The 25,752-nt window shown below is 74.0% G+C and carries 23 protein-coding genes; 16 read left to right on the top strand and 7 right to left on the bottom strand.

Annotation, left to right across the window (positions count from 1 at the left end; translation table 11 throughout):
* Nucleotides 1-124 precede the first annotated feature (124 nt).
* Entirely contained in the window at nucleotides 125-1,081 is a 957-nt protein-coding gene (locus ADK60_RS39805; protein ID WP_053651839.1) for an ROK family protein, read from the top strand.
* A 58-nt stretch (nucleotides 1,082-1,139) separates the two neighbouring features.
* Complete coding sequence (gene manA, locus ADK60_RS39800; protein WP_053651837.1) at nucleotides 1,140-2,366, top strand: mannose-6-phosphate isomerase, class I; 1,227 nt, start codon at nucleotides 1,140-1,142, stop codon at nucleotides 2,364-2,366.
* Nucleotides 2,367-2,531: 165 nt separating this feature from the next.
* On the opposite strand, the gene ADK60_RS39795 is transcribed toward manA, so the two are convergent.
* The 3 genes from ADK60_RS39795 to ADK60_RS39785 all read right to left on the bottom strand — a co-directional run bounded on the left by ADK60_RS39795 (nucleotide 2,532) and on the right by ADK60_RS39785 (nucleotide 4,610).
* Nucleotides 2,532-3,128 (bottom strand): acyl-CoA thioesterase, encoded by a 597-nt coding sequence (locus ADK60_RS39795; protein ID WP_052709513.1) that lies wholly within the window; start codon nucleotides 3,126-3,128, stop codon nucleotides 2,532-2,534.
* Nucleotides 3,125-3,430: a hypothetical protein gene (locus ADK60_RS45475; RefSeq protein WP_045943274.1), complete on the bottom strand. Its 306-nt coding sequence runs from the start codon at nucleotides 3,428-3,430 to the stop codon at nucleotides 3,125-3,127. The genes ADK60_RS39795 and ADK60_RS45475 overlap by 4 nt, the downstream gene beginning before the upstream one ends.
* Before the next feature lie 235 nt (nucleotides 3,431-3,665).
* Nucleotides 3,666-4,610, bottom strand: a complete 945-nt coding sequence (locus ADK60_RS39785; protein ID WP_199839867.1) for a DUF6528 family protein — start codon at nucleotides 4,608-4,610, stop codon at nucleotides 3,666-3,668.
* 259 nt (nucleotides 4,611-4,869) lie between these two features.
* On the opposite strand from ADK60_RS39785, the gene ADK60_RS39780 reads away from it, so the two are divergent.
* Complete coding sequence (locus ADK60_RS39780; protein WP_053651833.1) at nucleotides 4,870-7,260, top strand: ATP-binding cassette domain-containing protein; 2,391 nt, start codon at nucleotides 4,870-4,872, stop codon at nucleotides 7,258-7,260.
* 475 nt (nucleotides 7,261-7,735) lie between these two features.
* Nucleotides 7,736-8,326: an HD domain-containing protein gene (locus ADK60_RS39775; RefSeq protein WP_053651831.1), complete on the top strand. Its 591-nt coding sequence runs from the start codon at nucleotides 7,736-7,738 to the stop codon at nucleotides 8,324-8,326.
* Nucleotides 8,327-8,381: 55 nt separating this feature from the next.
* Here the strand turns inward: ADK60_RS39775 and ADK60_RS39770 are convergent, their stop codons facing one another.
* From ADK60_RS39770 to ADK60_RS39760, 3 genes are all read right to left on the bottom strand, one after another.
* Entirely contained in the window at nucleotides 8,382-9,716 is a 1,335-nt protein-coding gene (locus tag ADK60_RS39770) for an NAD(P)/FAD-dependent oxidoreductase (protein ID WP_053651850.1), read from the bottom strand.
* A 199-nt stretch (nucleotides 9,717-9,915) separates the two neighbouring features.
* Nucleotides 9,916-10,509, bottom strand: coding sequence for a hypothetical protein (locus ADK60_RS39765; protein ID WP_053651829.1), 594 nt, complete (start codon nucleotides 10,507-10,509; stop codon nucleotides 9,916-9,918).
* Nucleotides 10,510-10,631: 122 nt separating this feature from the next.
* Nucleotides 10,632-11,114, bottom strand: a complete 483-nt coding sequence (locus ADK60_RS39760) for a cysteine/serine endopeptidase inhibitor (protein WP_053651827.1) — start codon at nucleotides 11,112-11,114, stop codon at nucleotides 10,632-10,634.
* Between the two features lie 130 nt (nucleotides 11,115-11,244).
* Between ADK60_RS39760 and ADK60_RS39755 the strand changes: the two genes are divergently transcribed.
* The 12 genes from ADK60_RS39755 to ADK60_RS39700 all read left to right on the top strand — a co-directional run bounded on the left by ADK60_RS39755 (nucleotide 11,245) and on the right by ADK60_RS39700 (nucleotide 25,042).
* Complete coding sequence (locus ADK60_RS39755) at nucleotides 11,245-11,502, top strand: hypothetical protein (RefSeq protein WP_159400768.1); 258 nt, start codon at nucleotides 11,245-11,247, stop codon at nucleotides 11,500-11,502.
* 237 nt (nucleotides 11,503-11,739) lie between these two features.
* A complete protein-coding gene (locus tag ADK60_RS39750; protein WP_053651822.1) occupies nucleotides 11,740-11,976 on the top strand; it encodes a hypothetical protein in 237 nt (78 codons plus the stop codon).
* Between the two features lie 608 nt (nucleotides 11,977-12,584).
* Nucleotides 12,585-13,631, top strand: a complete 1,047-nt coding sequence (locus tag ADK60_RS39745) for a TauD/TfdA dioxygenase family protein (RefSeq protein ID WP_079009080.1) — start codon at nucleotides 12,585-12,587, stop codon at nucleotides 13,629-13,631.
* Nucleotides 13,632-13,663: 32 nt separating this feature from the next.
* Complete coding sequence (locus tag ADK60_RS39740; RefSeq protein ID WP_053651820.1) at nucleotides 13,664-14,965, top strand: ROK family transcriptional regulator; 1,302 nt, start codon at nucleotides 13,664-13,666, stop codon at nucleotides 14,963-14,965.
* Entirely contained in the window at nucleotides 14,962-16,545 is a 1,584-nt protein-coding gene (locus ADK60_RS39735; RefSeq protein ID WP_053651818.1) for an ABC transporter substrate-binding protein, read from the top strand. The genes ADK60_RS39740 and ADK60_RS39735 overlap by 4 nt, the downstream gene beginning before the upstream one ends.
* Before the next feature lie 19 nt (nucleotides 16,546-16,564).
* A complete protein-coding gene (locus ADK60_RS39730; RefSeq protein ID WP_053651816.1) occupies nucleotides 16,565-17,509 on the top strand; it encodes an ABC transporter permease in 945 nt (314 codons plus the stop codon).
* 3 nt (nucleotides 17,510-17,512) lie between these two features.
* Nucleotides 17,513-18,367 carry an ABC transporter permease gene (locus tag ADK60_RS39725; RefSeq protein WP_045941188.1) on the top strand — a complete coding sequence of 285 codons (855 nt, stop codon included), beginning with the start codon at nucleotides 17,513-17,515 and terminating at the stop codon, nucleotides 18,365-18,367.
* Nucleotides 18,364-20,034: an ABC transporter ATP-binding protein gene (locus tag ADK60_RS39720; RefSeq protein WP_079009079.1), complete on the top strand. Its 1,671-nt coding sequence runs from the start codon at nucleotides 18,364-18,366 to the stop codon at nucleotides 20,032-20,034. The genes ADK60_RS39725 and ADK60_RS39720 overlap by 4 nt, the downstream gene beginning before the upstream one ends.
* A complete protein-coding gene (locus tag ADK60_RS39715; RefSeq protein WP_053651814.1) occupies nucleotides 20,031-22,355 on the top strand; it encodes an arylsulfatase in 2,325 nt (774 codons plus the stop codon). Before ADK60_RS39720 ends, ADK60_RS39715 begins: the two co-directional genes overlap by 4 nt.
* A 45-nt stretch (nucleotides 22,356-22,400) precedes the next feature.
* Nucleotides 22,401-23,036, top strand: a complete 636-nt coding sequence (locus ADK60_RS39710) for a 4'-phosphopantetheinyl transferase family protein (protein WP_053651812.1) — start codon at nucleotides 22,401-22,403, stop codon at nucleotides 23,034-23,036.
* Between the two features lie 113 nt (nucleotides 23,037-23,149).
* A complete protein-coding gene (locus ADK60_RS39705; protein WP_053651809.1) occupies nucleotides 23,150-23,734 on the top strand; it encodes a hypothetical protein in 585 nt (194 codons plus the stop codon).
* A gap of 21 nt (nucleotides 23,735-23,755) precedes the next feature.
* Nucleotides 23,756-25,042 carry a sensor histidine kinase gene (locus ADK60_RS39700; protein ID WP_159400767.1) on the top strand — a complete coding sequence of 429 codons (1,287 nt, stop codon included), beginning with the start codon at nucleotides 23,756-23,758 and terminating at the stop codon, nucleotides 25,040-25,042.
* On the opposite strand, the gene ADK60_RS39695 is transcribed toward ADK60_RS39700, so the two are convergent.
* Nucleotides 25,014-25,752: polysaccharide deacetylase family protein (locus ADK60_RS39695; protein ID WP_053651805.1), on the bottom strand; the 739-nt coding region annotated here is incomplete at its 5' end. The two genes, ADK60_RS39700 and ADK60_RS39695, sit on opposite strands and share 29 nt — an antisense overlap.

The following is a 25,752-nucleotide window of genomic DNA, read 5'->3' as shown; positions in this document are numbered from 1 at the left end:
TCCTGCTCGTCCTGCTCACCCTGCTCGCCCTGTCCGTCCTGTCCGGCCCGCCGCCCCGGTCCTCCGGGGGCGGCGGGCCGGATGCCCGTCCGTCTGTGCGTCCACCCCTCCGGAGCCCTCCGCCATGACCGCGCCCTCGCCGTCCACCGCCCCGCTGTTCGCCGGCCCCCTGTACGCGGCTGTCGACATCGGCGGCACCAAGATCGCCGGGGCGCTCGTCGACTCCGCCGGGACGCTCGCCCACCGCGTCCAGCTGCCGACCCCGGCGAAGGAGTCCGGCGCCGAGGTGCTGGCCGTGGTGCACCGGGTGCTGGACCACCTCGCCGCCGCGCCCGAATGGGCGGCGGTCACCGCCGTCGGCATCGGCAGCGCCGGACCGGTGGACCTCGTCGGCGGCACGGTCAGCCCGGTCAACATCCCCGGCTGGCGGGAGTTCCCGCTCACCGCCGAGGTCGCCGCCCACCCCGCCGTGGCCGGCCGCCCGGTGGCGCTGGCCGGGGACGGGGTCGCGATGGCCGCCGCCGAGCACTGGCGCGGCGCCGCCCGGGGCGCGGGGAACGCGCTCTGCCTGGTGGTCTCCACCGGGGTCGGCGCGGGCCTGGTGCTGAACGGCGCGGTGCACCCCGGGCCGAGCGGCAACGCCGGCCACCTCGGCCACATCACCGTGGACCTGGACGGCGAGCGGTGCCCGTGCGGCTCGTACGGCTGCCTGGAGAACATCGCCAGCGGCACCGCCATCGCCCGCCGAGCGCTCACCGAGGGCTGGGAGCCCCGGGGTGCGGACCGCTCGGCGCGCGCGGTGGCCGAGGACGCGCTGGCCGGGCACCCGGTGGCACTGGCCGCCTTCGACCGCGCGGCGCAGGCGCTGGCGGCCGGGATCGCCGCCACCGCCACCCTGGTCGACCTGCGACGGGTGGTGGTCGGCGGCGGGGTGGCGGCGGCCGGTCCGGTGCTGTTCGAGCCGCTCGCCCGGCACCTGGACCGCTACGCGGCACTCCCGTACGTGCGCGGGCTGGACGTGCGACAGGCCGAGCTGGGGAACGACGCCGGGCTGATCGGCGCCGCCGCGCTCTGCCGCTGAGCACCGGGCTCCCGCCCCTCGCCCCTGCCCGTGCCACCACCCCCGGGAGACCGTCCGCATGCCGCTGTTCGCCCCGCTCACCAACCCGGTGCGCCCGTACGCCTGGGGCTCCGTCACCGCGATCCCGGCGCTGACCGGTACCGCGCCCACCGGCGGGCCGCAGGCCGAACTGTGGCTGGGCGCCCACCCGTCCGCGCCGTCCGTGCTCGACGACGGGCACGGGCCGCGCCCGCTGGACCGGCTGATCGCCGAGTCCCCGGAGGAGCTGCTCGGCGCGGCCACCGTCCGGCGGTTCGGCCCCCGGCTGCCGTTCCTGTTCAAGGTGCTGGCCGCCGAACGGGCGCTGTCCCTCCAGGTCCACCCGACCCGGGCGCAGGCCGAAGCCGGGTTCGCCGCCGAGGAAGCGCTCGGGGTGCCGTCGGACGCCCCGGAGCGGGTGTACAAGGACCGCGACCACAAGCCTGAACTCCTGTGCGCGCTGGGCGACTTCGAGGCCCTGTGCGGCTTCCGCCCGACCGCCGCCACGGCCGCGCTGCTGGACCGGCTGGCGGTCCCCGCACTGGCCGGCTGGGCCTCGGCGCTGCGCGCGCGGCCCGCCGCGGCGGTGCTGCCCGACCTGCTCCGGCAGGCCCTCGGCGGCGGTGGCACGGGTGGCCCGGGCGGTGCCGCCGTGCTCACGGAGGTCACCGCCGCACTGGACCGGGTCGCGGCGTCCGACGGCCCCTTCGCCGCCGCCTGTGCGGCCTACGCCCGCGCCGCCCGCGACTACCCCGGCGACCCGGGCCTGCTCGCCGCGCTGCTGCTGAACCACGTCCGACTGCGGGCCGGCCAGGCCCTGCACCTGGACGCCGGCGTGCCGCACGCCTACCTCCGCGGCCTGGGCGTCGAGCTGATGGCCAACTCGGACAACGTGCTGCGCTGCGGTCTGACCGCCAAGCACATCGATGTTCCGGGCCTGCTCGCGGTGACCGTCTTCGAGGCCGTCGAACCGGCCGTACTGACCGCCCGGCCCATGGCCGGCGGCGATCCCTCGGAGGTCTGCTTCCCCTCCCTCGCGGCCGAGTTCCGCCTCTCCCGGCTCCGCCTCGCCGACACCGGCGTGCGGATCGACCGCGCGGACGCCCCGCAGATCCTGCTGTGCACCGCCGGCGAGGCCCGGCTGTCCGCCCCCGACGGCTCGGCCCTGCGCCTCGCCCGGGGCGGCTCCGCCTACCTGCCGCCCAGCACCGTCCCGGTCCGGCTCGACGGCCCGGGCGCGGAGCTCCACCGCGCGACCGTCGGCTGACGCGCCGCCCGGTCCTTCCGGCCGTCGCCACATCCGTCCGTCCGCTCGCCCGTCCGTGCGTCCGCCACTCCGCCTGCCCGCCCGCCAGTCCGTCCGCCCCCGCACAGGAAGAAGCCCCAGTCGACTTCCTGTGCCGGGCGTCGGCCGGCCCGGCCTCCCGAGGGGTCAGCGCGCGCGGTGCCGGTACGAGCCCACGGGGACACTCCGGGTCAGCACGCTCAGGCCGGGCAGGCGCCGGCGCGGCTGGTGGTGTCCGGCGGAGGCGGCGACCAGGGCCCCGCGCGGGGACTTCACTCCCGGCCGGGGCGGCACCGCGACAGCCACCTCGTCGGCCAGGAAACCGGAGAGGAACCGCCGCTCCGACGGGCTGAGCGTGCGGGAGCGGCCGGAGGCCTCGTCCCGGGCGACCACCACGGTCCGCGCCCGCATAAAGGTGTGCGGGTCACGACACACATTCACCACAACATGCGCGGAACTGCGTCCGAGCCGTTCCACCGTCAGCCGCACCAGCAATGGCTCCGGCCGGTGGTGCAGCTGCTCCAGATAATCGATCTCGTGCCGCGCGATCAGGAATCCCGACGGGAATAGGGATTCCTGTACCGCGGTCGAGTGGTGGCAGAAGAGGTCGTAAATTCCCTCCTGCACGTAGGAGACCAGCCGGGCGTTGTTGATGTGCCCGTTCTCATCGACGTCGCTCCACCGGGTGGGGCAGGCCAGGACGTGCGCGTTGGCGTCCGCCTCGTGGTTCCGTGCCGCGCTCACCGGTGTTCGGCCGCGACACCGGTGGGCAGCAGCGCCCGCTGCAACCGCGCGTAGTAGACGGCGTGTTCGGAGGCCATCCGAGCGGCGGTCCAACCCTCCTCGGCGGCCTCGGCGGCGGCCTGGACGACCAGGCTGTCGAGCACGCCGTCGACCGCCCGGCACAGCTCGGCCACCGCCGCCAGGCGCTCGGGGACGTCCGACCCGCCGGCCGACCCGCCGGCCGGGAAGGCCGCGAGCGAGTCGACCGCCAGCCGCAGTTCGTCGACGTTCTCGGACCTGGATTCGGAAACGAAATTGCGCACAGTTCTCTCCCTAAACGGTTACGGCATTTCTGGATGTGCGAACCCGGCGAGCGGGTTCGTGTTCCCCCCGGCGCCATGGACGCTATCCCAGCCCGGGGCGCTACGGGGAGGTATTCGGAACAGGAGCGGAAACTGACCACCATTGGAGTAGTTTGACGTTGCATAAAATCAGCCGCATCCACCGAATGCCACCCCGTTCGGCCCCTCCCCCCGTCCGGGGCCCCAGGCCGGCCGGTCATGCCCCGCTCCCCCAACTGGTCCACCAGCGCGCCTTGTAGAGCTGGGCGCCGGGCAGGTACCGGACGCCGTCCGGGCGGTGCAGGGTGAGCACCGAGGTGCACCAGGTGCACGGGCCCGCGTGGTCCGGGGCGGCCGTGAGCAGCCGCCCGGTACCGGGCTCGTCGCCCACACTCTTGATGTCCCGCTCGGCCCGTTCGTCCGCCAACCGGATCCGGGTGAAGCGGTCCGTCGGCGGGTCGAACCGCCACAGGTGCGCCGCCGTGCTCACCCAGAACCGGCCCGGCGAGGCGAGCACCGGGGCCAGGTCGTGGCCGCCGTGCTCGGGCAGCGGCACCGACCGTTCGGCGGTGAGCGTCGGCGCGGCCGACGTGCCGCCCACCCGAAGCGCCGTCAGGGTGTCGTCGCCGAGCGCCCAGAGCCGCCGGGTGCGCGCGTCCCACTGGACGCCGTGCGCGCCCGGCAGCCGGTACTCGGCGTACGCGGTGCTGCGCGGCCCCAGCGAGGCCGCGTACAGCCGGACCCAGCCACCGCCCGAGGCGGCGACGGCGACATTGCCGTCCGGGAGCAGTTCCGCGCTGTGCGGGTTGGCCGACCCGGTGTCGACCGCCCAGGCGGTGGCGCCGGTCGTGGTGTCGACGACGGCCGCCAGACCGCCGGACGCGGTGGTGACGAGGTAGCGACGGCCGTGCCGGACCCGGCTCTTGGCCTCGTCCGGCAGCGCCCAGGTCCGGCCCGGGGCGAGGTCGGCCAGGTCGGGGGCGGTGTCCGCGGACCACGACCAGAGCACCGTCCGGCGGTCCGGCCCACCGGGCAGGGACAGCGCGGCCGGCCGCTCCGCGCCGAGCACGAGCACCCGCCGGGAGGCCTGGTCGACCACGGCCACCGTCCAGGTGGGCCGCAGCCCGGCGGCCGCGGCCGGGGCCGCGCCGATCCCCAGCACGAGGGCGGCCGCACCCGCCGCAGCCCGCCACACCCGCCATGCCCGCCTCGCCCGCACCTGGCCGCCTCCCGCTGTCCGGCTCCGACTGTCCGGCTCCCGCTGTCCTGGTCCCGCTGTCCTGCTCCCGCCACCACCGTGCGGCCCGCCCCCGCACACCGCCAGCGCACGGGCGCCGACCGGCCTAGTCCCTGAACACCGGTTGTCGTACCCGGGTGGTTGGATCGGAACCGAGGGCATCGCCAGAGGAACCGGAGACACGATGAGCACGGCCATGAGCACCGGCGCGCAGGCATCCGAGCCGCACGCCGCCGACAGCCACGACCTGATCCGCGTGCACGGGGCGCGGGAGAACAACCTGAAGGACGTCAGTATCGAGATCCCCAAGCGCCGGCTCACGGTGTTCACGGGCGTCTCCGGCTCGGGCAAGAGCTCCCTGGTGTTCGACACCGTCGCCGCCGAGTCGCAGCGGCTGATCAACGAGACCTACAGCGCCTTCGTCCAGGGCTTCATGCCGTCCGTGGCCCGGCCCGACGTGGACGTGCTCGACGGCCTGACCACCGCGATCATCGTCGACCAGCAGCGGATGGGCGCCGACCCGCGCTCCACCGTCGGCACCGCCACCGACACCAACGCGATGCTGCGGATCCTGTTCAGCCGGCTGGGGCAGCCGCACATCGGCTCGGCCAAGGCCTTCTCCTTCAACGTCGCCTCGATCAGCGGGGCCGGCGCGGTCACCGTCGAGCGCGCCGGAAAGACCGTCAAGGAGAAGCGCAGCTTCAGTATCACCGGCGGCATGTGCCCGCGCTGCGAGGGCCGGGGCTCGGTCTCGGACATCGACCTCACCCAGCTCTACGACGACTCCAAGTCGCTCTCGGAGGGCGCGATCACCGTCCCCGGCTTCACCGGCGACGGCTGGATGACGCGGATCTACGCCGGCTCCGGTTTCCTCGACCCGGACAAGCCGATCCGCGACTACAGCGAGCAGGAGCTGCAGGACTTCCTGCACCGCGAGCCGACCAAGGTGAAGGTCAACGGCATCAACCTCACCTACGAGGGGCTGATCCCCAAGGTCCAGAAGTCCATGCTGGCCAAGGACCGGGAGGCGATGCAGCCGCACATCCGGGCGTTCGTGGACCGCGCGGTCACCTTCACCGCCTGCCCCGACTGCGAGGGCACCCGGCTCACGGCGGCCGCCCGCTCGTCGAAGATCGGCGGCATCAGCATCGCCGACGCCTGCGCGATGCAGATCAGCGACCTCGCGGAGTGGGTGCGCGGCCTGGACGAGCCCTCGGTGGCGCCGCTGCTGACCGCGCTCCGGCAGACCCTGGACTCCTTCGTGGAGATCGGCCTCGGCTACCTCTCACTGGAGCGGCCGGCCGGCACCCTCTCGGGCGGCGAGGCGCAACGGGTCAAGATGATCCGCCACCTCGGCTCCTCGCTCACCGACGTCACCTATGTCTTCGACGAGCCCAGCACCGGTCTGCACCCGCACGACATCCAGCGGATGAACGGCCTGCTGCTCCAACTGCGGGACAAGGGCAACACGGTGCTGGTGGTGGAGCACAAGCCCGAGGTGATCGCGATCGCCGACCATGTGGTGGACCTCGGCCCGGGCGCGGGCTCGGCCGGCGGCACGGTCTGCTACGAGGGGCCGCTGGCGGGCCTGCGCGCGGCCGGCACGGTGACCGGCCGTCATCTGGACGACCGGGCGGCGGTGAAGGCCACCGTCCGCCCCCCGACCGGCAAGCTGCCGATCCGCGGCGCCACCGCCCACAACCTGCGCGACGTCGACGTGGACATCCCGCTCGGCGTCCTGGTCGTCGTCACCGGCGTGGCCGGCTCCGGCAAGAGCTCCCTGGTGCACGGCTCGGTGCCGCCCGGTGAGGACGTGGTGTCGGTCGACCAGAGCCCGATCCGCGGCTCCCGGCGCAGCAACCCGGCCACCTACACCGGCCTGCTGGAGCCGATCCGGAAGGCCTTCGCGAAGGCCAACGGGGTGAAGCCGGCCCTGTTCAGCCCGAACTCCGAGGGCGCCTGCCCGACCTGCAACGGCGCCGGCGTCGTCTACACCGACCTCGCGATGATGGCCGGCGTGGCCACCACCTGCGAGGACTGCGAGGGGCGGCGCTTCGACGCCTCGGTGCTGGAGTACCACTTCGGCGGCAAGGACATCAGCGAGGTCCTGGCGATGCCGGTGACGGAGGCGGAGGCCTTCTTCGCCACCGGCGAGGCCCGCACCCCCGCCGCCCACCGCATCCTCACCCGCCTGGCCGACGTCGGCCTCGGCTACGTCAGCCTCGGCCAGCCCCTCACCACCCTCTCCGGCGGCGAGCGGCAGCGCCTCAAGCTGGCCACCCACATGGGCGACAAGGGCGGCATCTACGTCCTCGACGAGCCGACCACCGGCCTGCACCTCGCCGACGTCGAACAGCTGCTCGGCCTGCTGGACCGCCTGGTCGACTCCGGCAAGTCCGTCATCGTGGTCGAGCACCACCAGGCCGTGATGGCCCACGCGGACTGGATCATCGACCTCGGCCCCGGCGCCGGCCACGACGGCGGCCGCATCGTCTTCGAAGGCACCCCGGCGGAGCTGGTCGCCGCCCGCTCCACGCTCACCGCCCAACACCTGGCCTCCTACGTGGGCGCCTGAGCATGCCCCTCCCCCTGGCCGGCCGCGCCGCGCGGCCGGCCAGGGGCAACCGCGCTCGCTCAACCCCGGCCCCGTCCCAGAGCGATCACGAACAACGCCGACAGCACCACCACGCCCGCCGCCGACACGTCAGCCGGTGCACGAGCGCCGACCCACGATGGCCCTCGTCGTCCTCACCCGCCTGGATCAGCAGCGGCATCGTCCATGACCCGCCCCTGACCGCGATCCGGATCCTGCCTGCGGTGACCTGTCGAACGGTGACGAGCATCCGACGTCGGCAGCCCGTCTTCACCGCGTTGGTCGTCAGCTCGCTGACGACTCCTCAGGTCTCACGCGAACTGGCGCACACGGTGACCGTTGCTGGACGGCGACTCGCTCTCCTCGGAGTCGCGGCGGGAGCTGGAGTCTGCGCGCTGCGGTCCGCGGGTAGGCGGTCACTGCACCGGTACGTGATCAGACTCGGCTGAGGACGGCGATGACGGACGAGACGCAGGCGGACGACAGGCAGGCCAAGGGCACCGCGGGATATCTCCTCGAAGCGGGGATGCTCAAGCGGGCGAAGCGGTCCGGGTGGTGGATCGCCGGGGTGAAGGATCCGGAGACGATCGCCGAGCACTCCTTCCGGGCCGGCGTCGTCGGTGCCGTGCTCGCCATGATGGAGGGGGCCGATCCGGCCAAGGTCGCGCTGATGTGCCTGTTCCACGACACCCAGGAGACCCGCGTCGGCGACATCCCCCACATCGGCCGCCGCTACCTCACCGCCGCTTCGAACGAGCGGGTGACCGCCGACCAGGTGAGTGCCGCGCACCCGGCCGTCGCGGAGGGAGTGCGGGGCATCGTCGAGGAGTACGAGAACGGCGCGAGCCCGGAGGTCGTCGTCGCGCACGACGCCGACAAACTGGAATGCCTGCTCCAGGCCGTCGAGTACCGGGAGCAGGGCTACCGGAACGTGCAGCCCTGGATCGACAGCAGCCTCGCGGGCCTCAAGACGGAGTCGGCCCGCCGACTCGCCGAGGCCGCGCTCACCATGAGCTCCTTGGAGTGGCAGCAGGTCTACCTGCCGTAGCAGGACCGTTGGGCGTCGGGCCCCGGGTGCTCCCGGGGCCCGACGCCCACCACGGCTACCTGCCGGCGATGGTGTCGGCGAGGCGGGCGAGGGGGGAGGTGGTGGGGGGGCGGCGGGTCGCTTCCTGGCGGTCGGCGGTGTGGTAGGCGGCGTAGAGGGCGTGGACGCCGAGCCAGCGGAGGGGTTCGGGTTCCCAGCGGCGGACGCTGTGGCCGACCCAGGGCAGCCGGGTGAGTTCGGTGTCGTGGCCGAGGACGAGGTCGCGCAGGGTGCGGCCGGCCAGGTTGGTGGTGGTGACGCCGCTGCCGACGTAGCCGCCGGCCCAGCCCAGGCCGGTACGGCGGTCCAGGTCGACGGTGGCGCACCAGTCGCGGGGCACGCCGAGGACCCCGGCCCAGGCGTGCTCGATCCTGGCGGTGCGGGCGGCGGGGAAGAACTCGTGCAGGATCTCGCGCAGTTGGCGGACGGTCGCGGGCTGGGTGGCGCCGTCGGTGTCGGTGCGGGAGCCGAAGCGGTAGGGGACGCCGCGCCCGCCGAGGGCGATCCGGTCGTCCGCGGTGCGCTGCGCGTACATGTAGGCGTGGGCGAAGTCGCCGAGCACCTCGCGGCCCTCCCAGCCGGTCTCCTCCCAGAAGGAGGCCGGGAGCGGTTCGGTGGCGATCATCGCCGAGTTCATCGGCAGCCAGGTGCGGCGTTCGCCCGCGAGGCCCGAGGTGAAGCCCTCGGTGGCGCGCAGCACGTAGCGGGCGGTGACGGTGCCGTGCGGGGTGACGGCCCGGGCCTTGCGGCCGCCGCGGATCTCGGTCACCCGGGTGCCCTCGTACAGTTCGACGCCGAGCCGTTCGACCGCCTCGGCGAGGCCGGCGGCGAGCTTGGCGGGCTGGACGCGGGCGCCGTACGGGCTCCAGACGCCGCCGAGGGTCCCGGCGACGTTCAGGCGGTGCGCGGTCTCCTCCGCGTCGAGCACCTGGACGCGGTCGGCGCCGTAGGCGCGTTCGGCCTCGGTGAAGTCGCGCAGCCGGGCCAGCTGGGCGGGGGTGCGGGCGACCTCCAGGACGCCGCCGCGCACCAGGTCGGCGTCGATGTGCTCGGCGGCGAGGGTGTCGGCGACCTCGCCGACGGCCCGGTCCATCACCCGCTGCATCGCGGCGGCGCGCTCCTGCCCGTACCGGCGGGCGAAGGCGCCGCGGCCGGCGAAGCCGTTGTACAGCCAGCCGCCGTTGCGCCCGGAGGCGCCGTAGCCGCAGAAGCGCTGTTCCAGGACGGCGATCCGCAGGACCGGGTCGGCCTTCTTGAGGTAGTAGGCCGTCCACAGGCCGGTGTAGCCGCCGCCGACCACGCAGACGTCGACCTCCCGATTGCCGGGCAGTGCGGGCCGGGCCTCGGGCATCCCGAGCCTGCCCCACCAGAAGGACACTCCGCCGTTCACGCCCGAGCTGTTCCCGGCCGTGCCGTTCACACCCGTGCCACCGGATCCCACGGAACCCGACCTCCACCTCGCGCCGACAGTTTCCCGGACGCTACGCCTGCCGCCCGGGTGCGAACCAGCGCCAGCTTGGAAGAATCCGGTGCCCGCTCGCTGCACCCTGTCAGGCGAGGAGGCGTTCGAGGAGCCCGGCGGCCGGCTCGTCCTGCTCGGGTCCGGGGGCGGCGCAGCGCACGTCGAAGGCCGCGTCGCGGGCGGGGGCGAGGGCGGCGGCGTCGCGGGCCGGGTCGAGGAAGACGGAGCGCCCCGGTGACAGGAGCATCGGCACGGTGCCTCCGGTCCAGTCGGGGGTGAGTTCGACGAGTCCGCCGTCGGCCTCGGCCATCACCTCCGCCAGGCCGCGCAGGACGGTGAACGCCCAGATCATGCCGGGGAGTTCGAAGTCGACCCGGGTGTCGAGGTCGAGCGCCAGGGCGCCGGTGGCGCCGTCGTGGCGGAGGGTGAGTTCGTCGCGCCCGGCCAGTTCGAGGAGGTGATCGGCGTGGTCGCCGTCGAGCCAGCTGTCGCACTCGGCGACGGCGGCCGGGAGTTCGGCGAGGTACTGGCCGCACAGGGCGCGGTCGGGCCAGGGGGTGCAGAGGCCGGTCCAGTCGGACTCCGGCCAGGCGGAGGCCGGGGCGAGCGGCGAGCGCAGGTAGGCCCGCAGGCGGGGTTCGGCGATGGTGATCGCCGCCGTGACCGTGATGTACCGCGCCATGTCCGCCGCTCCTCCGTCGTCGTGCCGACCGCACTGGCCGCGCCGGCTGTGGACGGTGCCGATTGTGCCCGCACCCGCCGACAGTGGGGGCCGCGGCGGGGGCGGGCGACGGGGGTTCCGGCTCAGCCGATGGTCGAACCAATGACCGGCTCGGAGAGCGGGATGCTCTCACCGGCGAGTCCGGCCTTGACGAACTGCCAGGTCAGGCCGTTGATCACGCCCTGACCGAGGGGCGCGAACCGGGCGAAGGCCGGCTGGCTGAGGTCGATGTGGGTGGAGTCGCAGGACGGACACTTGTCCCTGACCGGCACGGTGACGGTCTTGCCCTGGTAGCTGACCTTGACCGAGATGCCCTTGCAGAGCGGGTCGTTGTTGGGGTTGGCACTGGTCCACCAGGTGTGCGAGACGGCGACCAGCAGCTGGCTGCCGGCATTGATCTGAGTCCCGCAGGCGCCGTAGCCCGCATCGTTGTAGTAGGTGGCCTTGCCGGTCATGGGCTTGTTGATCGGTATCGCGGCGCTCGCGGTGCCGGCGGTGAGCGCGACCAGCGCGGCGGCGGCCAGCGGAACGCCCGCCAGGATCCGGAGGTTCGGGACAACTCGCATGTGTGCCCTCCCAGTTCGATGGTTGGAAAGGACAGTAGGCAGAGCATCCACAACTGGTACAGACATCTGACATGTTGTCATGAACACAGGCGGGGATGCTTTACCCGATCGGCCGACGGAGGGACGATGCGTGACCGCACGACTCCCCCGCACGTTCAGCAGGGCGCCCGATCCCGTGTCCTCGGAGGCCCCGTTGCGCACCTTCGCCCTGCTCGCCACCCTCACCGCCGTGCTCGCCGGCGCCCTCACCGGCCCGGCCGCCGCCGCGCCGAAGCCCCGGGAGGTCAACCAGGGCTACAGCATCCCGGTCGGCGCCGTCACCGACCTCGGTGCGCTCCCCGTACTCGGCAGCCTCGGCCTGGACTTCGCCCGACTGCTGGGGGCGTAGGGACCGACGGGGAGCCGCCGACGACCGTCTGTCAGGTGCCGGACAGTGCAAGAACTGTCCGGAAGATGATCGTCAGCCCCTCAGGCGAGCCCGTGACCTGCGCCGTCACAGGAACACCACATCGATTCCGGTCGGAATTGGTCTCGACCATTGCCCGGCATCCGCATTCGGAGGAGGCTCCTCGGCGAAGCGCAGGGGCACGGACCCCGGCGCTCACCAATGGGAGGAAGACCACTCATGTCGCTTCGCAAGGCCTTCTCCAGCGTGGCCGTGGCCGGAATCATGGCGGGCAGCGCCCTGATCGCGGCCCCGAGCGCCCAGGCCACCACGTACACCTACATCGGCATCTACCCGACCGCCGCCTCCTGCCACGCGGCCGGCCAGGCGTACGTGAACAACCACCAGGCCGTCGTCTACTTCTGTGACACCACCACCGAGACGGGCCCGGCGCGGCTCTCCGTCGTCTTCTACTGAGCCGCCGCAACACTCCGGTGATGGGTCGCACCGTCGTGCGGCCCACCACCGGCGCCCCTCCCCTCGCAACACTCGGGCCCGTCCGGACACACTCCGGGCGGGCCCTTCGGCTGCCCACGGTTACTTCCGCTGCGAGAGTTAGTCCTCCCGACACGCCCGCGACAGGCGGGAACACGCCCTCGCAGCAGCCGCGTCATCACCCGAAAGCCTCCCGCAACGCGGCGTCATACGGCCGCAACACCCGTTCCCAGCAGGCGGAACGGGTGATTGACAGGGATGCACGGGCTTCAGCACGATGAGCGCCGAGCCCAGTCGCAGCACCCCGAGAATGCGGAAGGAGGGCCGATGATCACCCGCACCGTTCACCGTGTCGCCCCGGCCCGCCGCCGCTGTTGTTGTCGCGGGACGCTCGCCCGCTGACTCCCGGCCGCACTCCGGCCGTCCTTCCTTCGACGCGGCACCCGTGCGCCCTGCGTCGCACCTCGCCCCGCCGTGCCCCGCCCGCGTCCACGCCGGCCGGGCCCTGCCCGCGCACCCGCCTCACCGCGCCCGCCTCACCACACCCGCCTTCACCGCATCCACCTCCGTACGAGAGTCGAGGATCCGCCATGTCCACCGCCACCACCACCGAACTCCGCCTCACCCCGGCCGCCGGCCGGATCGGCGCGATCGTCCACGACGTGCGCCTCGGCGGCGAGCTGCCCGCCGAGACCGTCGCCGCGATCGAGGCCGCCCTGTACGAGCACAAGGTGCTGTTCTTCCGCGGCCAGCAGCACCTGGACGACGCCGAGCACGAGGCCTTCGCCCGCCTGCTCGGCCACCCGGTCGGCCACCCCACCGTCCCCAGCGCGGACGGCCGCTACGTCTTCGAGCTGGACGCCACCAAGGGCGTGCGCGCCAACAACTGGCACACCGACGTCACCTTCGTCCCCTCCTACCCCAAGGCCTCGATCCTCCGCGCGCTGGAGCTGCCGCCGGCCGGCGGCTCGACCGTGTGGGCCAACACCGCCGCCGCGTACCAGGACCTGCCGGAGCCGCTGAAGGTGCTGGCCGAGTCGCTGCGCGCCGTGCACACCAACGACTACGACTACGCGGCGAGCCTCGCCCTGCGCCCCGAGCTGGCGGACAACGCCGAGATCGCCAACCTGTTCCGGCAGGTCTTCGTCTCCACCGCCTTCAAGACCGAGCACCCGGTGGTCCGGGTCCACCCGGTGACCGGCGAGAAGAACCTCCTGCTCGGCGCCTTCGCCCAGCGGATCCAGGGTGTCTCCGGCGCCGACAGCCGGGCCCTGCTCGCGCTCTTCCAGCGCTACGTGGAGCGGCTGGAGAACACCGTGCGCTGGGACTGGCAGGTCGGGGACGTCGCGATCTGGGACAACCGCGCCACCCAGCACTACGCCGTCAACGACTACGGCGACGAGCCGCGCCTGGTCCGCCGGATCACCCTGGACGGCGACCTGCCGGTGGGCGTGGACGGCGCGCCGAGCCGGCTGCTGGAGCCCGCCGAGCCGCCGCGGGTGGCCGGGCTGGTACCGGCCGAGGAGCTGGAGACCGCGGCCGCCGAGGCCGCGAAGGTCGCCGCCGCCGAGGCCGCCGGGGCCGGCGCCGCGGTGACCGTGGCCACCGCCACCGCCACCGCCACCGACCGGGACTGAGCGGAAGGGACCGGAACCGAGGAAGGCGAAGCATGGTCACGGAGACCGCCCCCGCCACGCCCGTCGGCGGGCCGCGCACCGGGGACGCCCGGCGGGACGTCAACGCCGCCGCCGTCCTGCGGGCGGTGCTGGACCACGGCCCGGTGGCCCGCGGCCGGGTGGCCGCGCTCACCGGTCTGAGCCCGGCCGCGGTCTCCCGCCAGGTGGTCGACCTGGTCCGGCTCGGACTGCTGCACGAGCGGCCGGAGTTGACCGCCCCCGGCGCCGGGGCGGTGGGCCGACCGCAGCTCCCGGTCGACGTCGACACCGGCCGGATCGCCGTGGCCGGGCTGCACATCGGCCTGCCGTACACCACCTTCGCCTTCCTCGATCCACGCGGAAACGTGCTGCACCGGCGGGAGTTGAGCAATCGCGGCCGCACCGGCCGGGCCGTGCTGCGGCCGCTGCTGGAGCGGCTGCCCCGGCTGCTGGCCGCCGCGCCGGACGGCCGGACCGTGGTCGGCCTGGGCGCGGTCACCGGCGGCTCGGTCGACCGGGAGCACGGACTGATCGTCCGTCACGACCCGTTGCGCTGGCGGGACCTGCCGCTCGCGGCACTGCTCGCGGACACGACCGGGCTGCCCGTCCAGGTCGACAACCACGCCCGGGCGCTGACCCAGGCGGAGATCCTGTTCGGACACCCGGCGGCCCGGCGCTCGATGGTGCACCTGTTCGTCGGCCACGTGGTGGACGCGGCCCTGGCGGTCGCCGGCACCGTGCACGTCGGCCCGGCCTCGCCGACCGGGGACGTCGCCCATCTGCCGGTGCCGGACAGCGACCTGCTCTGCCACTGCGGCCGGACCGGCTGTCTGGCGGTCGCCGCCTCGGACACCACCCTGTTCGAGGCGGCGGCCGCCGAAGGGATCACCGAACAGCCGGACCGGGCCGCCTTCCTGGCCGCCGTCCAGGCCGGCGACCCGCGCGCCGACCGGCTGGTGCGGCGGCGCGCGGAGGTCATCGGCCGCGCGCTCGCCCTGCTGGCCGACGTGGTCAACCCCGACCTGCTCGTCCTGACCGAGACCTTCGCCCTGCTCGACCCGGCCTATCTGGACGTGGTGCGCACCGAGTTCGCCCGCCGCTCGCACCTGCGGCGGGACGCCGACCTGCTGATCGCCCAGCAGCGCGGCGCCGATGTGCTCGCCGTGGCCGCCGGAGCCGCCGCGCTCACCGCCCTGCACACCCGCCCGGTGCACGCCCTGACCGCCGCCCCCCGACCGCACCGGCCGATCCCGCACCCGACGACCCCGAACCCGCCGACCCCGCACGCCCCTTCCCGCAGAGGACCCCACTCGTGACCAGCTTCCCCACCGCCCCCGCCCTGTCCCGCCGGACACTGCTGCGCGGCGGCCTCGCCGGCGCCGGCCTGCTCTCCCTGGCAGCCTGCCGCTCGGCCGCCGACACCGCCACGGGGCAGGCCACCGGCGACGCGGCGGGCCCGCGCCGCGGCGGCGTCCTCACGGTCGGCACCGGCGTCGACTTCACCCCGGCCCTGCTGTTCGCCCAGAGCGCCAACACCCTCGTGCAGCGCCTGGTCTTCAACACCCTCACCCGCTACGACGACAAGCTCCAGCCGCAGCCCGAGCTCGCCACCTCCTGGCAGGTCGCCGCGGACGGCGCGAGCGTCACGCTCAAGCTGCGCGAGGACGTGACCTTCCACAGCGGCCGCCGGTTCACCGCCGACGACGTGGTGTTCGCGGTCAAGAACCTCCAGAACCCGGCCCGTTCGGCCCAGTTGAGGTCGACCGCGGCCGCCGTCACCGACTTCCGCAAGAACGGCGACTTCGAGCTCACCCTCGTCCTCGCCCATCCGGTGAGCAATCTCTTCGACCTCTTCGAGTTCATGATCGTCCCGGACTCGGCCACCGTCGAGGAGGCGTTCGCCGGGACGAAGCTGATCGGCACCGGCCCCTACACCTTCACCGAGCGCAAGCCCGGCAGCTCGATCACCTTCGCCCGCAACGAGAAGTACTGGAACCCCGGCCGCCCCTACCTGGACGGCGTCGAGATCCGCGTGATCCCGCAGGCGGAGTCGCTGCTCTCCTCTCTCAGGACCGGTCAGACCCACCTCTCCTACAGCATCCGCGGCAAGGACATCGCCACCCTCCGCAGCGACCCGCAGTACCGCATCACGCCCTACGACACCGGCTCCGGCGCCTACTACATCGGCGCCAACCTCACCGCCGAGCACGTCTCCGACAAGCGGGTGCGGCAGGCCATCGCCTGGGCGGTCGACCGCGAGCGGCTGGTCGAGCAGGCCCTCGGCGGCTACGGCACCGTCTCCGCCACCCCGTGGCCCAAGTCCTCCCCCGCGTACAGCACGGACGCCGCCGGCCACTACCGCCACGACCCCGAACGGGCCCGGCAGTTGCTCAAGGACGCCGGACTCACCGGCATCAGCCTGCCGTTCGCCCACAGCAACGACCCCGGCAACACCGCCGTCGCCCAGATCCTCCAGTACGACCTGAAGCAGGTCGGCATCGAGACCGTGCTCCAGCCCACCGACTCGCCGACCATGCAGAAGCAGCTGATCGCGCAGAGCATGCCCGCGCTGTGGACCCTGAGCCACGGCTTCGCCCAACTCCACCCCGCCACCCTGGCGGTGAGCGCCTACCCGTTCAACGAGGCGAAGAACAGCTCTCGCTTCAGCTCGCCCGCCTACACCGACATCGTCCAGCGCGCCTGGCAGCGGCCCGACAGCGACAGCCCCGAGGCCAAGGCGCTCTACGGACAGATCACCGACGTCCTGCTGGACGAGCAGTTCGTGATCGATCTCGCCATCGCCGGCCTCACCGAGGTCGCCGTCGGCAAGGCACGCGGCGCCACCCTCAACAAGTTCGGCTACCTCAACCTCGACGACGCCTACCTCACGGCCTGACCGGAGGGCCCGGACCCCGATGCGCACCTTCCTCCTCAAGCGGCTCCCCTCCGCCCTGCTCGTCCTCCTGCTCGCCTCCTTCCTGGTCTTCCTGATCCTCCGCCTCATCCCCGGCGACCCGGCCACCTCGCTGGCCGGACCGGACGCCGGACCGGCGGCCGTGGCCGCGATCCGGGCGCAACTCGGCCTGGACCGGCCGCTGTTCGGCCAGTACCTGCACTGGCTCGGCCAGCTGCTGACCGGGGACCTCGGGCCCAGCTACGCGATCGGCGGCCAGGTCGCCGACCTGATCACCGACGGTGTCGGCGCGACCGCCCAACTCACCGCCGCCGCCCTGCTGCTGGTCGTCCTGATCGCCCTGCCGCTCGGCGTGCTCGGCGCCACCGCCCGGCGCCGGCCGGTCGGCGCAGCCGTCCGCGCCTTCACCACCGCCGTCCTCGCCGTGCCGCCGTTCGTCACCGGTGTGCTGCTGGTACTGCTGTTCGCGGTCACCCTCGGCCTGCTGCCGGCCGGCGGCCACGAATCCCTGCTCGACGCCCCCGACCTGGCCCTGCAGTACCTGCTGCTGCCCGCCGTCTGCCTCGCCCTGCCCAGCGCCGCCGTCCTCGCCCGCTACCTCACCGACGGCATCGAACGCGCCCTCACCGAGGACTACGTGCGCACCGCCACCGCCGTCGGCGTCTCCCGCCGCCGGATCGTCTGGCGGCACGCCCTGCCCAACGCGCTGCCCTCCGCCGTCACCGTGCTCGGCCTGCAGATCGGCCACCTGGTGGCCGGGGCCGTGCTGGTCGAGCGGATCTTCGCCTGGCCCGGGCTCGGCCAGCTCGTCGAGCAGGGCGTGCTGCGCCGCGACTACCCCGTGGTGCAGGACCTCCTGCTGCTGATCGTCGCCGTCTACGTCACCGTCCAGCTGCTCACCGACCTGGTGTACGCCTGGCTGGACCCCCGGATCCGGTGGGAGTAACCGATGACCGCCCTCGCCGCCCCCGCGCGCACCGCCCCGGCCCGTGCCCGCAACCGCTACCTCGCCGGGCTGCTCACCGGACGCGGCCTGACCGGGCTCGCCCTGGTCGGCACCGTCGCCCTGGCCGGGCTGCTCGCCCCGCTGCTCACCGGCCAGGACCCCGACGCCCAGGGGCCGTCGGCACTCGCCGGGCCGAGCGCCGCGCACCCGTTCGGCACCGACGACCTCGGCCGGGACCTCTTCAGCCGGGTCCTGCACGGCATCACCACCGACCTCGCGCTGATCCTCTCCGCCGTCCCGGTCGGCGCGCTGGCCGGCTGCTCGCTGGCCCTGCTCGCGGCCACCCACCGCTGGGCCGACACCGCCGTCCAGCGGGCCTTCGACCTGGTGCTCGCCTTCCCCGGCCTGATCCTGGCGCTGGCCGTCACGGCCGTGCTCGGGCCCGGCCGCTGGCCGGTGTTCATCGTCATCGCGCTCGCCGAGATCCCGCTGTTCGGACGCCAGTTGCGGTCCGGGATCCTGGTCCAGCGGGAGCGCGAGTACGCGCTCGCGGCCCGGGTCGGCGGCGCCTCCCGACCCCGGGTGCTGCTGCGGCACGTCCTGCCGAACGCGGTCGATCCGCTGATCGTGCAGGCGGCGGTGGCCCTGTCCGTCGGCGTCTTCATCGAGGGCGCGATGAGCTTCCTCGGGCTGGGCGTGCGCCCGCCGGAGCCCACCCTCGGCTCCATCCTCAGCCAGTCCGTCGGCTACCTCGCCACCCGTCCGACCTTCGCGGCCGCCCCGCTGGCCGCCACCACCGCGCTGGTGCTCGGCTTCACGCTGATCGCCGAGGCCCTGAACCGGGGGATCCGCCGATGACCGCCAGCACCCCGCACCGCACCGCCGACACGCCGACGGCGACCGCCGACGCCCCGCCCCGCACCGTCCTGAAGGTCACCGACCTCACCGTGGAGTTCGACGGCACCACCGCCGTCGACGGCGTCGGCTTCGAGCTCGCCGCCGGCGACACCCTCGGACTGGTCGGCGAGTCCGGCTCCGGCAAGTCCACCACCGCCCTCGCCCTGCTGCGGATGCTCCCGGCCGGCGGCCGGATCACCGGCGGCTCGGTGGAACTGGACGGCCAGGACCTCGCCGCCCTCCCCGAACCGGCCCTGCGCGCCCTGCGCGGCCGGCGGATCGCCATGGTCTTCCAGGACCCGATGTCCTCGCTCAACCCGGTGCTCACCGTCGGCCGCCAGCTCGACGAGGCCCTGCGCGCCCACGGCGCCTACCCCGACCGCCGCGAACGCGCCGCCCGTGCCGTGGAGTTGCTCGACCTGGTGGGCATCCCGGACGCCGCCGGGCGGCTGCGCGACCACCCGCACCGGTTCTCCGGCGGGCAGCGCCAGCGCGTCATGATCGCCCTCGCGCTCGCCAACGACACCGAGGTCCTGGTCGCCGACGAGCCCACCACCGCCCTCGACCCGACCGTCCAGCGGCAGATCCTGGACCTGCTCACCCGGATCAACCGGCAGACCGGCACCGCGCTCGTGGTGATCAGCCACGACCTCGGGGTGATCGCCCGGACCTGCCGCCGGCTGCTGGTCATGCGGCACGGCCAGGTGGTCGAGTCCGGCACCACCGCCGAACTCCTCGGCGCGCCCCAACACCCCTACACCCGGCAGCTGCTGGCCGCCGTCCCCCGCCTGGAGACCCCCTCCGGGGCGGCCGCCAACAGCGTCCCCGGACCGGAACCGCTGCTCACCGTCACCGGCCTGCGCAAGACCTACGGCTCGCGCCGGCGCGCCGTCACCGCGCTGGACGGCGTCGACCTGGAGCTGCACCCCGGCGAGACCCTCGGCCTGGTCGGCGAGTCCGGCTCCGGCAAGTCCACCCTGGCCCGCGCCCTGGTCCAGGTCCACGCCCCGAGCGGCGGCCGGATCCGCTTCCGGGGCGAGGAGTTCGGCCGGGGCGGCGAGCGCACCGCCCGGCGCGAGGTGCAACTGGTCTTCCAGGACCCGTACTCCTCGCTCAACCCCCGGATGACCGCCGGGCAGATCGTCGCCGAACCGCTGATCGCCCACGGCCTGGGCGACCGGGCCGCGCGGGCGAAGCGGGTCACCGAACTCCTGGAGCAGGTCGGCCTCGACCCGGCGAGCGCCGACCGGCACCCCCGCGCCTTCTCCGGTGGGCAGCGCCAACGCATCGGCATCGCCCGGGCGCTGGCCCCCGAACCGAGCGTCCTGATCTGCGACGAGCCGGTCTCCGCACTCGACGTCTCGGTGCAGGCGCAGGTGCTCGACCTGCTGGCCCGGCTCCAGCGCGACCTCGGCCTCGCCATCCTCTTCATCGCCCACGACCTCGCGGTGGTACGGCAGGTGAGCCACCGGATCGCCGTGCTGCACGGCGGCCGGATCGTCGAGACCGGACCCGCCGACCGGGTCGTCACCGCCCCCGAGCACCCGTACACCGCCGAACTCCTCGCCGCCGTCCCCCGCCTGTACCCCGCGCCGGCCCCCGTCCTCACCTCCCGGAGCACCGCATGAGCAGCCCGTCCCGCCGCGACCCCTACCAGGGCTTCCCCGGCACCGTCGGCCGCACCTTCGCCGAATCCACGCCCGCCTGGCCCGAACGGGTCCGCCCGCGCGAGGGCGCGCCCAACATCGTCGTCGTCCTGGTCGACGACCTCGGCTACAGCGACATCGGCCCGTTCGGCGCCGAAGTCCCCACCCCCGTTCTGGACGGCCTGGCCGAGCGCGGCGTCAAACTCGCCAACTACCACACCATGCCGCTCTGCTCGCCCGCCCGGGCGGCCCTGCTCACCGGCCTCAACCCGCACCGGGTCGGCTACTCCTTCGTCGCCAACGCCGACCCCGGCTTCCCCGGCTACGGCATGGAGGTCGCCGGGGACATCCCCACCCTGGCCGAGCTGCTGCACGACGCCGGCTACGCCACCTGGGCCGTCGGCAAGTGGCACCTCACCCGCGACTCCGCCTCCAACGCCGCCGACAACCGCGCCAACTGGCCGCTGCAGAAGGGCTTCGACCAGTACTACGGCGTGCTGGAGGGCCTGACCAGCCTCTTCCATCCGCACCAACTCGTCCGCGACAACAGCCCGCTGGACATCGACGAGTTCCCCGACGACTACTACTACACCGACGACATCACCGATCGCGCCATCGACATGGTGAAGTCGCTGCGCGCCCACGACGCCGACAAGCCGTTCTTCCTCTACCTCGCCCACAACGCCGTGCACGGCCCGCTGCAGGCCAAGCCCGCCGACCTCGCCCGCCACCGCGGCCGCTACGACGGCGGCTGGGACGAACTGCGCGCCGCCCGCTTCGCCCGCCAGCTCGCCGCCGGCCACTTCCCGCCCGGCACCGAACTGCCGGACCGCAACGCCGAGTCCGGCCACGAGGTCGGCCCCTGGAGCGAACTCACCGAACCGGAGCGGCGGTTGTACGCCCGGTACATGGAGGTCTACGCGGCCATGGTCGACAACGTCGACCAGAACCTCGGGCGGCTGCTCGACACCCTCACCGAGCTGGGCGAACTGGACAACACCATCGTGGTGTTCACCTCCGACAACGGCGGCACCGGCGAGGGCGGCGCCGAGGGCACCCGCAGCTACTTCAGCCGCTTCGTCCACCACCCGAACCTCCCCGCCGACTGGAACCCCGACGTCGAGCGCGAGGTCGAACTCATCGGCGGCCCGCGCTCGCTGGTCCACTACCCGCGCGGCTGGGGGATGGCCTCCAACACGCCGTTCCGCCTCTACAAGGGCCAGACCCACGCGGGCGGGGTGCGGGTCCCGTTCGTACTGTCCTGGCCGGCCGGCCTCCCCCGCGCCGAGGGCGATCCCGGCGTCCGCACCCAGTACCAGTACGTCACCGACCTGCTGCCCACCCTGCTGGACCTGGCCGGCGTCGAACGGCCCGCCCGGCGCGCCGGACAGCCCGTGCAGTCCCTCGACGGCTTCCCCTTCACCAGCGTCCTGCGCGACCCCACCGCCGGCTCCACCCACCACGAGCAGTACTGCGAGATGACCGGCAACCGCAGCTACTACCGCGACGGCTGGAAGCTGGTCACCCTGCACCGCCCCGGCACCCCGTACGAGGACGGCGAGTGGGCCCTGCACGACCTGCGCACCGACCCCACCGAGATCCACGACCTCGCCGCCGAACACCCGGCACTGGTCAAGGAGTTGTCAGCGGCCTGGGAGCTCGCCGCCCGGGACAACGGGGTCTTCCCGCTCGCCGACGGCAGCGGCGCGCTCGCCCGCCGCCACCCGGACGACGCCCGGCTGCGCCGCCCGCTGCGCCTGCTGGCCGGCACCCCCGAGCTCGAACGCTACCGCTCGTCCCGGCTGATCTCCTTCCGCTCCTTCACCGTCGAGGTCGAACTCGCCCACCACGGCGCCGAGGACGCCGGCGTGCTGGTCTCGCACGGCGACCAGGGCGGCGGCTACAGCCTCTACGTCGAGGACGGCCGGCTGCGCCTCGCCTACAACCAGTACGGCGAACTCTTCGAGGCCGACGCCGGACCGCTCGCCCCCGGCGCCCGTCTGGTCACCGTCGAGGCCACCGCCGTCCCGGGCCTGCGCTGGGCGTTCCGGGTGCTGGTCGACGGCGCGGAGACCGGTCGGCTGGGCCCCGTCCACCAGCTGATCGGGATGGCCCCGTTCCAGGGCATCAGCGTCGGCGTGGACCGCAAGTCCCCGGTCTCCTGGCCGGTGTACGAGCGCCACCGCTCCTTCCGCTACGGCGGCGGCCTGCGCGCCGTCACCTACCGGCCCGGCGACCCCGCCCCCGACGACCCGGAGACCGTCGCCCGGGCCCTGCGGGAGGCCGCCGCCGCGTTCGAATAGCCTGTCCCCGCAGAACCTTGTCGTCCGTCCTGTCCCGGGGGAACAGTGATCAGCGCACTCCTGCCCGCGCCCGTCGTCGTCGAGACCGCCTACTCCGACCCGCCCCAGGCCCGCCTGGAGCCCGAGGAGGAGGCGGTCATCGCCCGCGCCGTCGAGTCCCGGCGCCGCGAGTTCACCACCGTCCGCCACTGCGCCCGGCTCGCCCTCGGCCGCCTCGGCGTCCCGTACCGCCCGCTGGTCCCCGGGCCAAGGGGCGCCCCGGGCTGGCCCGAGGGCGTGGTCGGCTCCCTCACCCACTGCGCCGGCTTCCGCGCCGCCGCCGTGGCCCGCGCCGAGGACGTGCTCTCCCTCGGCATCGACGCCGAACCCGCCCTCCCGCTCCCCGAGGGCGTCCTCGACGCGATCGCCCTCCCCGCCGAGCAGCAGCGCAACACCGCCCTCTCCACCGCCCACCCCGGCACGCCCTGGGACCGCATCCTCTTCAGCGCCAAGGAGTCCGTCTACAAGACCTGGTTCCCGCTCACCCACACCTTCCTCGACTTCTCCGAGGCCGACCTCACCCTCCGCCCGGACGGCACCTTCACCGCCGTCCTCCTCGTCCCCTCCCCGCTCCCCACCCTGGACGGCCACTGGCGCGTCCACGACGGCCACCTCGCCACCGCCATCACCGTCCTGCGGTAGTCGGGGCGCGGGTGGGGCCTGGGGCTCATGTTCCCGGGACAGGGCCGGGCGCAGGGTGGGAGTACAGCGCCCGCCGGAACCGGAGCGGGCCAGGACGGTTACGAGGTACCACCATGACCGGCCATTCCGTCACTGCCGCGCCCGCCCTGCTCGTCACCGTGCACACCCAGGTACGGGACGGAGTGCCCGGCAAGCTGCTGGCACACGGCTTCATGACCAGCGGCTCGACCGTGCTGGTCCCGGATCCGCCCCGGGAGCTCGCGAGCCCGTGGCGCAGATACATCCTCCGGATCTCCCGGTCACCGGGGCACGACGGCACCGCCGAGGTGCTCCCCGTCGCCGGCATCGGCCTGGCGGCCGTCCACGGGGACGGGATCAGCACTGCGGCGGCCCTGCTGTCGCTGATCTGGCCGACCCGGTTCGAGGTTCCCACCGTGACCTCCACACCGGAACGGGTCGCCGAGCTCCTGGTCCGCCACCACGGCGACCAGTGGGCGGTCTACACCGAACTCGGCCTCCGGGTGGTGCGCCCGGCCCGGAAGCCCGGCCCGCCCGACGAGTGGTGGCTCGGCCCGGCGTTCGAGCAGTACGTCCACTCCAGCGCCGAGGACTTCGGCTGCGGCACCTGCGGCAGCAGCCCCAACTGCTGCCGGCGCCCCGGCCCGGCGTCCGCGGCTCCGGCCACCGAAGCGGCCTGACCGGGCCGCGGGGTGATCCCGATGATCACGGCGACGGCGCCGCAACGGCCGCGGGAGGCCCGGGACACCGGACCGGGCCTCCCCCCGCCGGTCTGCTGGCAGGACGTCGCGCTGGCGCTCGCGGCGGTCGTCCCGGAGCTGTTCTACTTCGGGACCGTGCTCGCGCCCTGGACGAGCCGGGACCAGCGGCTGTGGATGGTCCTGCTCGCCCTGGGCGAGGCCGCCGCCCTGGTGGTGCGCCGCCGGTGGCCGGTGGCGGTGTTCGGCGTGGTCTGGGTGGTCTCGGCCGGCTCCGACCTGCTCTCCTGGGCGAACGCGCTCGACTACGTGCCCTGCTTCGGGCTGATGATCGCCCTCTACACCGTCGCCGCGTCGTGCCGACGGCCGGTCGCGTACGCGGCCCTGTTCCTCACCCTGGTGCCGCTGGGGCTGGCGATCGCCGAGACCATCGGCAACTACCAGGGCCCGCGGCTCGCCTCCGTGCTCGTCGCGAACCTCGCCTTCTACGTCCCGGTGACGCTGGTGGTCTGGGGCTTCGCCCGGTGGAGCCGGGCCGCCGAGGAGGCCGCCGAACGGCACCGGCAGGAGGTCGCCGAGGCACGGCTGCGGGTCACCCAGGAGCGGGTGCGGATCGCCCGGGAGCTGCACGACATCGTCGCGAACGCCGTCGCGGTGATCGTCATGCGGGCGGAGACGGCGCGGGTCACGGCCCTGGAGGATCCGGCGCGCGGGGAGGCGTTCGGGCACATCGAGGACCTCGGCCGGTCGACGATGGCGGAGCTGCGGCACATGCTGCGGCTGCTCCGCAGCTCCGAGGCGGCGGTCGAGTGCGGGTACAGCCACGGGCTGGGCGATCTGGACCGGTTGCTGGCGGACGTCCGGAAGTCCGGGGTCCGGATCTCCGTGGAGACCCGGGGCGCCCCGCTGCGGATCGACGACAGCGTCAGCCGGACCGCCTACCGGCTGGTCCAGGAGGCCGCGACCAACATCACCAAGCACGCCGGTCCGGGGACCAGGGCGGTGGTGCGGATCACCTGGGACCGGGCGCTGCTGATCGAGGTGGTCGACGACGGCGCCGGGCGGCCGCCGGACGACCGGCGGGAGCTGTCGACCGGGCACGGGCTGCTCGGGCTGCGCGAACGGGTGGCGCTGTACGGCGGGCTGCTGAGCGCGGCCCCGTACGGGCCCGGGTACCGGGTGGCGGCGGCACTGCCGGTGTCCGCGGCCGGCAGTGCCCGGCCCGCCGAGGGCGTCGACGGTGAGCAGCTCGTGGAGGGGGTCAGCGGAAGGCGTCGGAGAGGCGGGTGAAGGTCCGGCCGGCCGCCAGGAGGGTGGGGAGGGCGGCGGCCAGGCCGGGGGCGGTGCCGGCGGTGGGGTGGTTCATGTGGGCGATGACGATGGCGCCGGGGGCGGCGTCGAGGAGTTCCCGGCGGACCTGGGCGGCGGGGGGGGTGGCGCCGCCGTCGGCGTTGGTGCTGAAGCCGGCGATCCGCTGGCCGAGGTCGGCGGCGATCCGGGTGGCGACGTCGTCGTAGTGGGCGGTGCCGGAGCGGAAGAAGGCCGGGGGGCGGCCGAGGAGGGCGGTGAGCTTGGCGAGGTTGCCCGCGATCTCGTCGTGGACCTCCCCGGGGTCGCGGGTGCCCGCGATGCCGTAGGCCGAGCGGCCGGTGACGGAGAGGGGGCGGTGGGCGGTGCCGTGGTTGGCGATCTCGAAGAGCGGGTCGGCGGCGAGGCTCTCGAAGGTGGCGGGGTTGGCGTCGATCCAGCGGGCGTTCAGGAAGAGGGTGGCGGGGACGCCGTGGGTGCGGAGGGTGTCGACGAGGGCGGCGTCGTAGCCGGAGCCGCCGGGGCCGCCGCAGGCGTCGAAGGTGAGGGCGATGGCGGGGGCGGCGGACCTGGGGAGGCCGGTGATCACTCCGGGGACGTCGAGGCCCCAGGCGGCGGGGGCGGCGTCGGCGTAGCGGGCGGTGACGAACGCGCGGGTGGGGACGGCCCCCGAGGGGGGGCTGGACCTCGCG

This window comes from Streptomyces sp. XY431 (assembly GCF_001279805.1).
In the GTDB taxonomy this organism is placed as follows: Bacteria; Actinomycetota; Actinomycetes; order Streptomycetales; family Streptomycetaceae; genus Kitasatospora; species Kitasatospora purpeofusca.
This window is presented reverse-complemented; position numbering and strand designations above follow the sequence as displayed.

What these genes read in the sequence shown, in the direction of transcription:
- ADK60_RS39805 (WP_053651839.1), top strand. Translation starts at nt 125, where the DNA reads ATGACCGCGCCCTCGCCGTCCACCGCCCCGCTGTTCGCCGGCCCCCTG.
- manA (WP_053651837.1), top strand. Translation starts at nt 1,140, where the DNA reads ATGCCGCTGTTCGCCCCGCTCACCAACCCGGTGCGCCCGTACGCCTGG.
- ADK60_RS39780 (WP_053651833.1), top strand. Translation starts at nt 4,870, where the DNA reads ATGAGCACGGCCATGAGCACCGGCGCGCAGGCATCCGAGCCGCACGCC.
- ADK60_RS39775 (WP_053651831.1), top strand. Translation starts at nt 7,736, where the DNA reads ATGACGGACGAGACGCAGGCGGACGACAGGCAGGCCAAGGGCACCGCG.
- ADK60_RS39770 (WP_053651850.1), bottom strand. Translation starts at nt 9,716, where the DNA reads ATGCCCGAGGCCCGGCCCGCACTGCCCGGCAATCGGGAGGTCGACGTC.
- ADK60_RS39765 (WP_053651829.1), bottom strand. Translation starts at nt 10,509, where the DNA reads ATGGCGCGGTACATCACGGTCACGGCGGCGATCACCATCGCCGAACCC.
- ADK60_RS39760 (WP_053651827.1), bottom strand. Translation starts at nt 11,114, where the DNA reads ATGCGAGTTGTCCCGAACCTCCGGATCCTGGCGGGCGTTCCGCTGGCC.
- ADK60_RS39750 (WP_053651822.1), top strand. Translation starts at nt 11,740, where the DNA reads ATGTCGCTTCGCAAGGCCTTCTCCAGCGTGGCCGTGGCCGGAATCATG.
- ADK60_RS39745 (WP_079009080.1), top strand. Translation starts at nt 12,585, where the DNA reads ATGTCCACCGCCACCACCACCGAACTCCGCCTCACCCCGGCCGCCGGC.
- ADK60_RS39740 (WP_053651820.1), top strand. Translation starts at nt 13,664, where the DNA reads ATGGTCACGGAGACCGCCCCCGCCACGCCCGTCGGCGGGCCGCGCACC.
- ADK60_RS39730 (WP_053651816.1), top strand. Translation starts at nt 16,565, where the DNA reads ATGCGCACCTTCCTCCTCAAGCGGCTCCCCTCCGCCCTGCTCGTCCTC.
- ADK60_RS39725 (WP_045941188.1), top strand. Translation starts at nt 17,513, where the DNA reads ATGACCGCCCTCGCCGCCCCCGCGCGCACCGCCCCGGCCCGTGCCCGC.
- ADK60_RS39720 (WP_079009079.1), top strand. Translation starts at nt 18,364, where the DNA reads ATGACCGCCAGCACCCCGCACCGCACCGCCGACACGCCGACGGCGACC.
- ADK60_RS39715 (WP_053651814.1), top strand. Translation starts at nt 20,031, where the DNA reads ATGAGCAGCCCGTCCCGCCGCGACCCCTACCAGGGCTTCCCCGGCACC.
- ADK60_RS39705 (WP_053651809.1), top strand. Translation starts at nt 23,150, where the DNA reads ATGACCGGCCATTCCGTCACTGCCGCGCCCGCCCTGCTCGTCACCGTG.
- ADK60_RS39700 (WP_159400767.1), top strand. Translation starts at nt 23,756, where the DNA reads ATGATCACGGCGACGGCGCCGCAACGGCCGCGGGAGGCCCGGGACACC.